Source organism: Microbispora sp. ZYX-F-249 (genome assembly GCF_039649665.1).
GTDB lineage: Bacteria > Actinomycetota > Actinomycetes > Streptosporangiales > Streptosporangiaceae > Microbispora > Microbispora maris.
Map to the genome: position 1 here is coordinate 12,168 of NZ_JBDJAW010000048.1, position 12,956 is coordinate 25,123.

Consider the following 12,956-nt stretch of genomic DNA (forward strand, 5'->3'; position numbering starts at 1 on the left):
GACGGTCGTCAGGCGCGGGCGGCTATCCGGGTGAGGATGGGCTGGACCAGGCGCGCCGCCAGGGGGCCGAAGGCCGCCAGGATCAGGACGTACGCGGCGGCCAGGGCGCCGAGGTCGGGGTGGGCGCCGGCGGCCACCGCCAGCCCCGCGATGACGATGTTGAACTCTCCGCGGGGGATGAGCGCGATGCCGGCCCGGACCCGTCCGGCGCGGGCGATGCCGGCGCGGCGGGCGGCGTAGCCGCCGGTCACCAGTTTGGTGATCATCGTCACCACGGCAAGGCCGGCGGCCAGGCCCGCGGCGGGCAGGATCTTGGTGGGGTCGGTCTGCAGGCCGAAGAAGACGAAGAAGACCGCGGCGAACAGGTCGCGCAGCGGCGCGAGCAGCGCCTGGGCGTCTTCGGCCAGTTCGCCCGACAGGGCGATGCCGACGAGGAACGCGCCGACCGCGGCCGACACCTGCAGTTGCTGGGCCAGTCCCGCCACCAGCAGCGCCAGCCCGACCACCTTGAGCACGAGCACTTCGGGGTTGGGGCTGGCGACGAACGCCTCGATGTATCGGCCGAAGCGCAGCGCGACCAGGAGCACCACGCTCACCGCGGCGAGCGCGATGGCCACGGTGATCGCGCCGGCGACCGCGCTCAGGCCCGCCAGCATGGCGGTCAGGACCGGGAGGTAGACCGCCATCGTGAGGTCCTCGAAGACCAGCAGCGACAGCACCACGGGGGTCTCCCGGTTACCGATCCAGCCCAGGTCGGACAGGACCTTGGCGGTGATGCCGGAGGAGGTGGCGTAGGTCACGCCGGCCATGGCGACCGCGGCGACCGGCCCCCAGCCGAGGAGCAGCGCCAGGATCGCGCCGGGGGCGGCGTTGAGCACGAGGTCGACCAGGCCGGCGCGGGCGTTGCCTTTGAGGCTGGTCACCAGTTCGTCGGCGTTGTATTCCAGGCCGAGGGTGAGCAGCAGCAGGATGACGCCTAATTCGGCGCCGGTGGCGATGAACTCCTCGCTGGTGGCCAGCGGGAGGATGCCACCGGTGCCGAAGGCCAGGCCGGCGATGAGGTAGAGGGGAATGGGGGAGATGCCGACGCGCAGCGCCAGTGCACCGAGGATGCCGAGTCCGAGGACGACGGCGCCGAATTCCAGAAAAAGTATCGCGGTATTGTGCACGCGCTGCCCTCAGCCGCTGGCGAAGATGTCGGCGACGGCGGCGGTGCTGTCCTCACTGCCCACCACGACCACGACGTCGTCCGTGGCGAGGACGAAGTCGGGGGCGGGGCTGGCGAAGACGCGTCCGGCGCGGACCACGGCCACGATGGAGGCGCCGGTGCGGGTGCGCACCTGGGCCTCGCCCATGGGGCGGCCGGCGTAGGGGGTGCCCGGCGAGATCGGCAGCTGGACGCTGACCAGCCCCTCGACCTCGCGGTGCAGTGCGTTGAGACGCTGGACGATGCGGGGGGCGCCGAGCAGTTCGACGAGCGCGTCGGCCTCCTCGTCGTTGAGTTTCACCGTCTCACAGGCCCTGTCGGGATCGTCGGGGTCGTAGATCACCAGGTCGCGTCGCCCCGTGCGGTGGGAGACGACTCCTATTCGCCGTCCCGAGCGGGTGGTGAACTCGTGCCGCAACCCGATCCCCGGCAACACCGTCTGCTCGACATCCACGGCGCTGCTCCTCCGTTCAAATAGGTCAATGTCTGCCCAGGAACCTACCAACGATGAGCTGACGTCTCATTTCGGGCTCTTGGTGAGTGTCGTCGGGGGTATGGCAAGCTGTCGGCGTGGACGACGACCTCGAACACGCGCTCGTCGCGGTCGGGCCGCGGCTGCGCGCGCTGCGCCGGCAGCGTGAGACGACCCTGGCCGACCTGTCGGCGGCGACCGGCATCTCGGTGAGCACGCTGTCGCGCCTGGAGTCGGGCGCGCGCCGGCCGACCCTCGAACTGCTGCTGCCCCTGGCCCGGGCACACGGGGTCACGCTGGACGAGCTCGTCGACGCCCCGCCGACCGGGGACCCCCGCGTCCATCTGCGCCCGGTCGTGCGCAACGGAATGACCATGCTGCCCCTGACCCGCAGGGCCGGGGGCATCCAGGCGTACAAGCTGGTCATCCCGGCGGGCAGCGGCAGGAGGAAGCCGGAGCCGAAGACCCACGAGGGCTACGAGTGGCTCTATGTGCTCAACGGGCGGCTGCGGATGATCCTCGGTGAGCAGGATCTGGTGCTCTCCCCGGGTGAGGCGGCCGAGTTCGACACCCGGCTGCCGCACTGGTTCGGCGCCGCCGACGCGCACGCGGTGGAGTTCCTCAGCCTGTTCGGGCAGCAGGGTGAGCGTGCCCACCTCCGTGCCCGTCCGAAGGCGAAGCGGGATCCCGCGCCGTAGGGCGTTTACGCGGGGCGGCGCGCGAGGGTGAGCAGGTGGCCGCTGACGCCGAGGAGGGACGGCACGCGTTCCAGGGCGCGCTGGGCGTCGAGCATGAGCCGGCGGCGTTCGGGGTCGTCGAGCCAGTCGCCGACGTCGCCGTACAGCCAGAAGGCGCCCTCCAGGCCGTACCGCTCGGCCCCGGGCAGCCCGGCGTCGGCGAACTCCCCGACGATCTCGTCGGGGTCGTGGAAGTAGGCGGAGAAACCGTGCCCGGGGGACAGCATCACGCCGTCCGTCACGGCTGCGTGCGCCGCGCGCCGTTCCGGCTCCTGCGTGTAGAGCCCGAGGTGGATCGTGTCGTGTACGGCGGCGTAGCGGTTGATGGTGGCGGCGGCCACCAGCCCTCCGGGGCGCACCACGCGGCGCGCCTCGGTCAGGGCGGTGACCCGGTCGGCGCGGTCGGCCAGGTGGTAGAGCGGGCCCAGCAGCAGGACGGCGTGCGCGCTCGCGTCCGGTGCGGGCAGGTCCCGGGCGTCGCCCGGCCGGGCCGTCACCCCGGCCAGGGCCCCGGCGCGCTCGACGTGGAGCGGGATCGGGTCGAGCAACTCGACCTCGTAGCCGTCCGCGACCAGCCATTCGGCGTGCACGCCGGTGCCGCCGCCGACGTCGAGCACCCGGGCGGGCGGCGACGGCAGTGCCCGGCGTAACACGTCCTGTGTGCGCCACAGCTCCAGCCGGCCTCGGCCCGCGCGGAGCCTGCCGTGCTCCCTGTCCTGCTCGTAGTAGGCGCGCACTTCCCGCGTCACCGTCATGACCGCTTCCTCCTCGGCTCGTCGGACCGTACGGCGTGCTCACCGGCCCTTCGCGCACTTTTTCATGATTTCCTCGCCGGTTCCGGTACGGGCGGGACGCCGCCGATCGCGCTTCGGCGCATCAGCGGCAGCCGGAGGACGAACCGCGCGCCGCGGGGGGAGTCCTCGATCCGCAGGGTTCCCCGATGGGCCCGGGCGATGTCGCGGGAGATCGCGAGACCCAGCCCGGTTCCGCCGGCGTCCCTGCGCCGTCCCTCGTCCAGCCGGGTGAACCGCTCGAAGACCCGCTCGCGGTCGGCGGGTGCGATGCCGTTCCCGTCGTCGGTCACCGTCACGACCGCGTCGCCGCCGGCGGACCCGACCCGGACCGTGACGCCGGTCGCCGCGTGCCTGCGCGCGTTGCTCAGCAGATTGCTCATCACCCGCGCCAGTTGCACCCGCGAGGCGTGCACCCACACGTCCCCGGTCACGTGGACCTCCACGGGCGTACGGCCGGGGTGCGCCTGCACCTCCTCGGTCACCAGCGCGCCGAGGTCGATCGGCTCGGGCGGCGCGGGCCGGCCGCCATGTTGCCCGGCCGTGGCCAGCACATCCTGCACGATCGCCTCCAGCCGGCCGGTGGCCGACAGCGCCCCCCGGATGGCGTCGTGGGCGGCGACGTGGTCGGGGTAGAGCAGCGCTTCCTCCAGGTGCACCCGCAGGCCCGCGATCGGCGTCCTGAGCTCGTGGGAGGTGACGGAGGCGAGCCGGAACTGCTGCTCCACCGGGCGCAGCGTCCGGCCCGTGATCCACCACGTCACCCCGCCGCCGATCAGGACGATGAGGAGCGCGCCCCCCGCGATGAGGTATTCGAGGTGGTGCGTCGCCAGGAGGGGCGGCTCGGCGGTGCCCGCGTAGACGACGGGGGCGTCGGGGGCCGTCGAGACCCGGTTGGCCATGAGCAGGACGCACCGCCCGCCCGGCCCGCACTCGACGCGCCGCTCGAGCCGGTCGTCCGGCCCGGGCCTGACAGTGCTCAGGGGCGGCCGGCCGGTCGCCGCCGGGCTGGCGTGGACGACCCTGCCCCGCGCGTCCACCAGCTGAACCAGGTCGACGTCGCCCGTCCCGGGGGCGGCGTGCGGGAGAGTGCCGTTGCGCACCTGGGCGCTCCACGAGGCGGCGACCTGCTCGGCGTCGAAGAACACCCGGTCTTCGACGCCGTAGCGGATCGCCAGGTCCAGGCTCACGCCGCCCAGGACCGTCAACAGGAGGGACAGCACCGCCACGGCTGTCGTGTAGCGCTTCTGGATCGAGCGCAGGAACGGCATCGGCCTCACCAATCTCCTGCCGCACCCGTGGACGGTCGGGACCACGATGCGCAAATTGGACGATTTCGTCCACTTTGCGGTCAGGTGTCGGATTGTGTCAAATCGGCGACAGGGATCCTGACGTGGGCTTTCACGTGGTCCAACGCCATGTCCAAGGCGACCGCGAGGGGCCGTTCGTCCTGCATGGTCTCGGCGAGCAGGTAGCCGCCCTGCAGGGCGGCGATGACCGCGACGGCGAGCTCCCGGGGATCGGTGCCGGGGTCGAGCTCGCCGCTGTCGCGCATCCGGGCGAGGCCGTCGGCGAGCAGTCCCTGCCAGGTGTCGAAGACGGCCGCAAGGGAGCGGCGGGCGTCGTCGTGACGACAGGAGAGCTCGTTGGCCAGTGAGCCGATGGGACACCTGTAGGGTTCGCCGCGCTCCCGGCGGCTCGTCACCAGCCAGTCGCGCCATCGCTCGAGATCTCGCATCGAGCGCACCTGGTCGAGTTGCGGCTTGTGTGCGGAGACCATGCGATGCTTCCGCATCGCGATCACCTCGGCGATCAGGGCTTCCTTGTCCGGGAAGTAGTGATAGAGCTGTGACTTGCTGATGCCGCAGGCGTCCACCACCTGATCGAGGGTCGTCGCCGCGACACCCTGCCTGAACATGAGGTCGGAGGCGGTGGCGACGATACGGTCGCGGGTGGCCGCCCCGCGCGCGGTGAGCCGTGGGGGATCCTTCCTCGGCCCTCGATCGGCCATGCGACAACCCCGCCTTCGGGCACGCGGCCCCGCTGGAGATGACCCTCAATAATATGCGACATACCACCATAAACTGGACGGAATCGTCCAGTGGGCCGTCCGGCCCCGCGCTCCGTCCGGCGGCCGGTCGCGCCGGGGGCCTGCCGCCACGCGGGGGAGCGCCGGATCAGGCGCCGGCGGCCCGGCGTCCGGTGCCCGGCGGGTGGGATACGTTTCTAGCTGGGCGCCGGGCCGGCGAGCGGCCCATCGCCCGCGGAACACGAGGAGACCAGGCACGTTGCCCGACACGCACGACCCCACAGGCACCGGCGCGGACGCTCCGAGCGGCCCCGGCGGCGGGCGGCCCGGCCTGCGGGCCGACTGCGCGAACTGCTTCGGGCTGTGCTGCGTCGCGCTGCCCTTCGCCGCCTCGGCCGACTTCGCGATCACCAAGGACGCCGGGCGGCCGTGCCCCAACCTGCGGGACGACTTCCGGTGCGGCATCCACGCCCGGCTGCGCGACAGCGGCTTCGCCGGCTGCACCGTCTACGACTGCTTCGGCGCCGGGCAGAAGGTCTCGCAGGTCACCTTCGGACGCAGCTGGCGGGACGAACCGCGGACCGCGGACCGGATGTTCGAGGTCTTCCCGGTCATGCGGCACCTGCACGAGCTGCTGTGGTACCTGGACGAGGCGCTGTCCCTGCCGGCGGCCCGCCCGATCCACCCCGAACTGCGCGGCGCGTTCGAGGAGACCGAGCGCCTGACGGCGGGCACCCCCGACGACCTGCTGGACGTGGACGTCGCCGCCCACCGCGAGAAGGTCAACGTGCTGCTGCTGCGGACCAGCGAGCTGGTGCGGGCGTCGGCCGGGGGCCGCGCCCCCGACCGCAGGGGAGCCGATCTCATCGGCGCCCGGCTGAGGAAGGCCGACCTGCGCGGAGCCAACCTGAGGGGCGCCTACCTCATCGGGGCGGACCTGCGGGGGGCCGACCTGCGCTGGGCGGACCTCATCGGAGCCGACCTGCGCGGCGCCGATCTCGGCGGAGCCGACCTCACCGGGAGCGTCTTCCTCACCCAGGTCCAGGTGAACGCGGCCAAGGGGGACGAGGCCACCAAGCTGCCCGCCGGCCTCACCCGGCCGTCGCACTGGTCGGGCCCCGCGGCCCATCCGCCCGCGGCGGCGGGCCGGGCGTCCGTGCGCCGGCCGCGCCCCCGCCGCCGCTGAGCGAAGCGTCCCCGCTCGTCTCGTGGCCGAGCGCGGCGGCGAGGTCGTCCAGGCACGCCGCCACCGGGCCGAGCGTCAGCGCGCCGCTGCCCGCCCCGGCCAGTTCGCCCGCCGCGGGCACCAGCGCGGCGTACGCGCGTTCCATCGTCGTGCGGTCGCCGAGGGTGAGGGCCGCCCGGGCGGCCAGGCACCACAGGGCCTCCGTCAGCAGGTCGGGCGGCGGTTCGGGAAGTGCGCGCAGCGCCGCCGCGGCCTCCGTACGGCGGCCGCGCCCCAGCAGCACCAGAGGCCTGGCCCACGGCGCGTACGGCCCCCAATCGGCGTCTTCGCCGTCCGGTGCGGGCCGCGCGTGCCGCAGGCGCAGGCACAGCAGCGCGAGCGGCAGCAGGCCGCGCTCCATCCCGGGCATGCCGGCGCCGTCCAGCAGCCTCGCGGCCTCCCGGTAGGCGGCCTCGACCTCCTCCACCGGCGCTCGCCCGGTCGCGTCCAGGCGCAGCGCCCGGTACCACCCGGTGAACACCCGCACCAGGGGCCGCTCGTGCCGTACGGCCAGGCCTTCGGCGGCGGCGGCGTGCGCGTCGGCGGCCGGGAAGTCCGCGAGGGCCGACCGGGCCTGCATCCGGATGAGATGCCCGAGCACCTCGAAGGTGACCAGGCCGTGCCGCGCGGACAGGTCCACCAGTTCGGCGCCGATCCCGTCGCGGCGGGCGGCCAGGCCCGTGCGGTGGAAGGTCTGCATGAACACGCCGCTCAGCGCGAACGCCAGCAGCGCGGGGTCGTTCAGGCGGCGGGCGATCTCCTCGGCCTGCCGCGCCGCCCGCTGCCCGGGGCCGGAGCGGGCGCCGCGCGACTCCAGGGCGATGGTCGCCAGCAGCCGGGCGCGGGCCGCCTCGTGGCCGGAGTCCTGGTCACCGGCGGCCTGATGATCAGGGGACAGGGCGGCCAGTGTGCGCCCGGCCGCCGCCACGATCCGCGCCGCCTGCACGGGGTCGTCGGAGCGGGTCCAGATGGCCGGGACGTCGAAGGCGCCGATCACCCGGGCGGTCAGCTCCGCGTCGCCCAGCTCCTCGGCCGCCTCGACGGCGGCCACGCGGTGCTCGCGGGCCGCCCGCAGACCGCCGCCCCCGGTCACGGCGAGATCGCGCAGCAGCCCGGCCGTCGACTCCAGGCGGGCCCGTGCCCCGGTGGCGACCGTGCGGTCGTACGCGGCCGTCGTCTCGGCCCACACCCGTTCGGCCGCGCCTGCGGTCCCGGCCGGGGTGGTGGGGTCGAGGTGGCCGGCCTGGCGCAGGATGTCGGTCTCCAGGCGGCGCAGCCCCGGGCCGGGGTCCACGCCGAGCTCGTCCACCAGCAGCGCCCGCGCCCGGCGCAGCACGGCCAGCGCGTCGCCCTGCCGCCCGCCGCGGTACAGCGCGAGCGCGAGCAGCCGCCAGGCCTCCTCGCGCCAGGGATGCCCGGCCGTGTGCGCGTCCAGGTCGGGCACCGCCTCGGCGGCCCGGCCCAGGGCCAGCAGCGTCTCGGCCCGGCGTTCGACCGCGTGCAGCCGCAGCTCGGCCAGGCGGGAGCGCTCGGCCCGGGCCCAGTCCTGGTCGGCGAACTCCGCGTAGGCGGGGCCGCGCCACCACCCCAGCGCCTCCTCCAGCCGCCCGAGCCCGTCTTCGGGCGGCAGCGTCGCGGCGGCGGCCACCGCGTGTTCGAAGCGCCAGGAGTCCACCGCGTCGGTCGCGGCCCGCAGCGCGTACCCGGGCCCCTCGGTCACCAGCAGCCGCGCCGGGGCGCGGGGCGGGCGGCCCGGTTCCAGCGCGCGGCGCAACGCCGCCACGAACGTCCGTACGGCCCCGAGCGCCCCCGCCGGTGGTTCGTCCCACAGATCGTCGACCAGGCGGGTGGCCGGGACGACGCGCCCGCGGGCGACGATCAGCCGGGCCAGCACAGCGCGGTGCCGTGGCCCCCTCAGGGCGATCGCGGCGCCGGCGCCGTCCCAGGCCGTCACCGGCCCCAGCACCCCGAACGCGATCCCCACCTGCGGCTCCCCTCCAGGTCACGGCACCTGTCACGGTAGCGCGCTGACCGGATGCTCATTCACGCCCGGCAGCCTTGGCGGCACATCCGATCCCGCACAGAAAGAGAGCGCGTCATGGCGCCAGTCCTTCCCGGTTTCGACTACCTGCGCGTGCCGGTCGCCGACGGCGTGTCGCTGAATGCGGCCGTCGCCGGGTCGGGGAGCCCGATCGTGCTGCTGCACGGCTTCCCCCAGACCCACCTGATGTGGCGGCACGTCGCCGCGGACCTGGCCGACGGCCACACCGTGATCTGTCCCGACCTTCGCGGCTACGGCGACAGTGACAAGCCGGCCGAGGCCGGCCGGGAGACCTATTCCAAGCGCACGATGGCCGCCGACGTCGTCGCCCTGGCGCGGGCGCTGGGACACGAGCGGTTCGCGCTGGCCGGGCACGACCGCGGGGCCCTGGTCGCCTTCCGCGCCGGGCTCGACCACCCGGCGGCCGTCAGCCACCTGGCCTGCCTCGACGTGCTGCCCACGCTGGACATGTGGGAGGTGATGCACGGCGCCGCCGCCGCCGTCGGGTTTCATCTTCATCTGATGGCCCAGCCGCCCGGCCTGCCCGAGCGGATGATCGACGCGAGCGCGGACGCGTTCTTCGGCCACTTCCTCGACCTGTGGACCCTTGACCGCGGGGCGATCCCCGGCGACGTACGCGCCGCCTACCTGCACGCCTGCCGCGCGGCGGTGCCCTCGATCGTGGCGGACTACCGCGCGTCGGCGGGGATCGACGTGGACCACGACCGGGCGGACCGGGAGGCCGGGAACCGGCTGCGGATGCCGGTGACCGTGCTCCAGCAGGACTGGGGGGCCGAGCTCGGCTACGACGCCGCGGCGCTGTGGGGCGCCTGGGCCCCCGACCTGGTGCACTCCACGGTCGCCTGCGGGCATTTCATGGCCGAGGAGGCCCCGGCGGTGGTCGCCGGGGCCCTGCGCGCCCTCCTCACCCGCTGAGCCGGGCGCCCGACGCCTTCCCGCGATCGGTCAGCAGGCGACGTCGGCGGGCGGGAGCGTCCCGGTGGTGAGGAAGGCGTCGACGGCGCCGTTGAGGCAGGCGTCGCCGAAGGCGGGGTACGGCGCGTGGGTGTGGGCGTCGATGGTCACCAGGCGTGAGCCGGGGATGTGCGCCGCGACGGCGCGGCTGTTGGCGACCGGGACGGCCACGTCGCGCAGCGCCGCGGTCACCAGGACCCCGGGCGCGTGGTTGGCCGACAGCCGCACCGGCTCGTCCTTGATCCGGGGCCAGAAGGCGCACGGCGTGATGTTGGCGTTGGCCGGCCCGAACAACGGATACCGCGCGCCGTAGGAGGCGAGGTCGCGCAGGTAGTCGTGGGGGTCGCGCGGCCAGGGGCCGTCCCCGCACCGGTAGGCCATGTTGGTCGCGGTGTGGTTGTCTGCGGGGACGCCCGGGACCCCGGCGGGCGGCAGCGGCCGGAGGGGGAACGGCACGAACGGCTCCCGCCCGGCGGCGAGGTCGGCGAAGGCCGCCGCGACCAGCCCGAAGGTACGCTCGTCGTAGATGCCGGCCACGAGCAGCGACCCCAGCTCGCCGCCGGTCCAGGCGCGTCCCGCGACGACGAGAGGGCTCGTCGCGGCGCGGCGGATGAGCCCGGTCACGGCGTCGGTGACCTCCTGCGCGGTGGCGCCGAGGCCGTAGTCGGCGTCCCGCGCGGCCGTCCAGGCGGCGAAGGCGGCCGTCCCGGCCTCGAAGGCCGGGGTGCGCGCCAGCTCGTAGGCCCGCCACGCCGTGTCGCCGTAGGGCGGGCTGTCCAGCACGAACCTGTCCACCCGGCCCGGGAACAGGGTGCTGTAGGTCGCCCCGAGCATCCCCGCGTACGACCCGCCGAGGTAGGAGATCTTCTCCTCGCCGAGCGCCGCCCGGATGACGTCCATGTCCCGGGCCGCGTTCGCGGTGGTGGCGTGCGGCAGCGCCCACCCGGCGGCGCGCACGCAGTCGCGGGCGTACGCGCGGGCCTCGGCGGCGTCGGCGGGAAAGCTCCCGGGGGTGGCGGTGCGCACCCAGTAGCCGCCGGTCTCCTCCAGGTCCTGCCCGCAGCCGATGGGAGTGCTCCGCTCGACGAAGCGCATGTCGAAGCCGATCAGGTCGTAGCGCGCCCGCACCTGCGGGGACAGCTGAGGCGCCAGGGCCGACGGCAGCGGCACACCCGGCCCGCCGGGTCCGCCCCCGGTGGTGAGCAGCACGCCCCGGCGGCGGGCCGGATCGGTCGCCGGCAGCCGCGAGATCACGATCGTGATCGTCCGGCCGCGGGGACGGCGGTAGTCGAGCGGCACGGTGACCTCCGCGCAGCGCAGGGCCGGGTCGTCCACGCCCGCGCAGTCGCCCCAGCGCAGCTGCCGCCCCGGCGGGCCCTGCCGCGTGTCCTCGCCCGGATGCGGCCGTGGTGCGAAGGCCGCCGCGCCCTCGACGCCCTGCACGCCCTGCACGCCCTGCACCCTTTGCGCTTCCGCCGTCGCCGGGGCCGCCGCCACCGGCGAGAGCAGCACGACCGATGCCACCGTGGTTGCCGTGATCGCCGCGATCCGCGACGCGCCCGCCCAGTCCGCCATGACGCACACACTGATCAACGGAAGCCGCGCGCGCCAACGGCCCGGGTCCGCGTGGCGGCCGGCGGGGGAGTGCGTGCTGCTCCGGGACACGGCCCCCGTGCCCGGGCGTGAAACTTTCCCTTGCGCGTGAGACCGTGTCCGGATCGGGCGGCCGGCTCCGACGTCCCTTGCGCGGCGGTGCGGCAGGCGCCCGCCGGGAAGGAGCGAACCGTGAAATACATGATCATGCTGTACGGCTCGCAGCAGGACTACGACGTCCTCGAGGGACGGCCTGGGCACACACCCGCCTGGTCGGCCGACGACGTCGCGGCGATGCACGCGTTCATGACGGAGTGGAACGACGACCTGGTGAAGTCGGGCGAGTTCGTCGACGCCCAGGGCCTGACCGCCCCCGTCCACGCCCGCAGGATCCGGCTGCGCGAGGGCGTGCCCGTCGTCACCGACGGCCCGTACGCCGAGACCGAGGAGGTGCTGGCGGGCTACACGATCGTCGAGTGCGGCAGCTTCGACCGGGCGACGCAGATCGCCGCGCGACTGGCGCACACCCCGCATCCCGAGGGCGCGGCCCTGGCGCACGAGTGGTACGTGGACGTGCGTCCGATCGCCGGGTCGCAGGCCGAGCCGGAGCTGTGACGACGCCTCACGGCGAGACCGAGGACCTGCTGCGCGGCCTGGCGCCGCGGGTCCTCGGCGCGGTCGTGCGGCGGTACGGCCACTTCGACACCGCCGAGGACGCCGTGCAGGAGGCGTTGCTCGCGGCCGCCGTCCGCTGGCCGTGCGACGGACTGCCGGACAACCCGATGGGCTGGCTCGTCACCGTCGCCGGCCGCAGGCTCACCGACCTGCTGCGCGCCGAACAGGCCCGGCGCGGCCGGGAGGAGGCCGCCGGCAGACGGGCGCTGCCCGAGTGGCGGCCCGCGCCCGCGGCGGACCGGTCCGCGGCCGACGACACGCTGACCCTGCTGTTCATGTGCTGCCATCCCGCGCTGTCGCCCGCCTCGCAGATCGCCCTCACCCTGCGCGCGGTCGGCGGCCTGACCACCGCGCAGATCGCGCGGGCGTTCCTGGTGCCGGAGACGACCATGACCCGGCGCATCACCCGGGCCAAGCAGCGCATCAAGGACAGCGGCGTGCCGTTCGGCATGCCGGCGGGAGCCGACCGCGACGCGCGGCTGCGTGCCGTCCTCCACGTGCTCTACCTGGTTTTCACCGAGGGGTACGCCGGGGATGCCGGTGCGGCCGGGCCGCGCCGGGAGGACCTGGCGGCCGAGGCGATCCGGCTGGCCCGCATCCTTCACCGGCTGCTGCCCGGCGACGGCGAGGTGGCCGGGCTGCTGGCGCTCATGCTGCTGACCGACGCCCGGCGTGCGGCCCGCGCCGCCCCGGACGGCACGCCGATCCCGATGGCCGAGCAGGACCGGACCCTGTGGGACGCCGCCCGCGTCGCCGAGGGTGTGGCGCTGGTCGACGCCGCGCTGGCCAGGGGCGTGCCCGGGCCGTACCAGGTCCAGGCGGCGATCGCCGCCCTGCACGACGAGGCGCCGAGCGCGGAGGCGACCGACTGGCCGCAGATCGCCGCGCTGTACGCGGTGCTGACCGGGATGTCGGCCAACCCCGTGACGGCGCTGAACCACGCGGTCGCGGTGGCGATGAGCCGGGGCCCGCGGGCGGGGCTGGATCTGCTCGCGGGGCTGGAGGACGACGAGCGGCTCGCCCGCGACCACCGCCTGCCCGCGGTGCGCGCGCACCTGCTGGAGATGGCGGGGGAGCGGGCGGCGGCACGGGAGGCCTACCTGACGGCGGCCCGGCGGGCGGCGGGACTGCCGCGCCGGCGCTACCTCAACGCCCGTGCCGCCCGGCTGACGGCGGCACCCGACGGCGACGCCTGACGAGGGCGGCCGATC

Annotated in this window: 12 protein-coding genes; 5 read left to right on the forward strand and 7 right to left on the reverse strand. The window is 74.8% G+C overall.

Translation table 11 applies throughout. The features are described 5' to 3' along the window. Nucleotides 1–8 precede the first annotated feature (8 nt). Nucleotides 9–1,169 (reverse strand): cation:proton antiporter, encoded by a 1,161-nt coding sequence (locus tag AAH991_RS34835; protein WP_346230191.1) that lies wholly within the window; start codon nucleotides 1,167–1,169, stop codon nucleotides 9–11. Nucleotides 1,170–1,178: 9 nt separating this feature from the next. Then, nucleotides 1,179–1,661: a cation:proton antiporter regulatory subunit gene (locus AAH991_RS34840; protein WP_169982766.1), complete on the reverse strand. Its 483-nt coding sequence runs from the start codon at nucleotides 1,659–1,661 to the stop codon at nucleotides 1,179–1,181. Between the two features lie 116 nt (nucleotides 1,662–1,777). Between AAH991_RS34840 and AAH991_RS34845 the strand changes: the two genes are divergently transcribed. Beyond that, nucleotides 1,778–2,377, forward strand: coding sequence for a helix-turn-helix domain-containing protein (locus tag AAH991_RS34845; RefSeq protein ID WP_346230192.1), 600 nt, complete (start codon nucleotides 1,778–1,780; stop codon nucleotides 2,375–2,377). 5 nt (nucleotides 2,378–2,382) lie between these two features. Here the strand turns inward: AAH991_RS34845 and AAH991_RS34850 are convergent, their stop codons facing one another. The 3 genes from AAH991_RS34850 to AAH991_RS34860 form a co-directional block, all read right to left on the reverse strand. Further along, a complete protein-coding gene (locus tag AAH991_RS34850) occupies nucleotides 2,383–3,171 on the reverse strand; it encodes a class I SAM-dependent methyltransferase (RefSeq protein WP_346230193.1) in 789 nt (262 codons plus the stop codon). A gap of 62 nt (nucleotides 3,172–3,233) precedes the next feature. Next, nucleotides 3,234–4,478: a sensor histidine kinase gene (locus AAH991_RS34855; protein ID WP_346230229.1), complete on the reverse strand. Its 1,245-nt coding sequence runs from the start codon at nucleotides 4,476–4,478 to the stop codon at nucleotides 3,234–3,236. Nucleotides 4,479–4,558: 80 nt separating this feature from the next. Next, nucleotides 4,559–5,218 carry a TetR/AcrR family transcriptional regulator gene (locus AAH991_RS34860; protein ID WP_346230194.1) on the reverse strand — a complete coding sequence of 220 codons (660 nt, stop codon included), beginning with the start codon at nucleotides 5,216–5,218 and terminating at the stop codon, nucleotides 4,559–4,561. 277 nt (nucleotides 5,219–5,495) lie between these two features. Between AAH991_RS34860 and AAH991_RS34865 the strand changes: the two genes are divergently transcribed. Then, nucleotides 5,496–6,422, forward strand: a complete 927-nt coding sequence (locus AAH991_RS34865) for a pentapeptide repeat-containing protein (RefSeq protein ID WP_428834067.1) — start codon at nucleotides 5,496–5,498, stop codon at nucleotides 6,420–6,422. Here the strand turns inward: AAH991_RS34865 and AAH991_RS34870 are convergent. Continuing rightward, nucleotides 6,328–8,445, reverse strand: coding sequence for an AfsR/SARP family transcriptional regulator (locus AAH991_RS34870; RefSeq protein WP_346230195.1), 2,118 nt, complete (start codon nucleotides 8,443–8,445; stop codon nucleotides 6,328–6,330). The two genes, AAH991_RS34865 and AAH991_RS34870, sit on opposite strands and share 95 nt — an antisense overlap. Nucleotides 8,446–8,559: 114 nt before the next feature. On the opposite strand from AAH991_RS34870, the gene AAH991_RS34875 reads away from it, so the two are divergent. Continuing rightward, nucleotides 8,560–9,438: an alpha/beta fold hydrolase gene (locus AAH991_RS34875; protein WP_346230196.1), complete on the forward strand. Its 879-nt coding sequence runs from the start codon at nucleotides 8,560–8,562 to the stop codon at nucleotides 9,436–9,438. Between the two features lie 30 nt (nucleotides 9,439–9,468). Here AAH991_RS34875 and AAH991_RS34880 read toward each other — a convergent pair whose 3' ends face one another. Then, on the reverse strand, nucleotides 9,469–11,052 hold the full coding sequence (locus AAH991_RS34880) for an alpha/beta fold hydrolase (protein ID WP_346230197.1): 1,584 nt from the start codon (nucleotides 11,050–11,052) through the stop codon (nucleotides 9,469–9,471). 219 nt (nucleotides 11,053–11,271) lie between these two features. Between AAH991_RS34880 and AAH991_RS34885 the strand changes: the two genes are divergently transcribed. After that, complete coding sequence (locus AAH991_RS34885; protein WP_346230231.1) at nucleotides 11,272–11,685, forward strand: YciI family protein; 414 nt, start codon at nucleotides 11,272–11,274, stop codon at nucleotides 11,683–11,685. Beyond that, on the forward strand, nucleotides 11,682–12,941 hold the full coding sequence (locus AAH991_RS34890) for an RNA polymerase sigma factor (RefSeq protein ID WP_346230198.1): 1,260 nt from the start codon (nucleotides 11,682–11,684) through the stop codon (nucleotides 12,939–12,941). The genes AAH991_RS34885 and AAH991_RS34890 overlap by 4 nt, the downstream gene beginning before the upstream one ends. The last annotated feature ends 15 nt before the right edge of the window (nucleotides 12,942–12,956 follow it).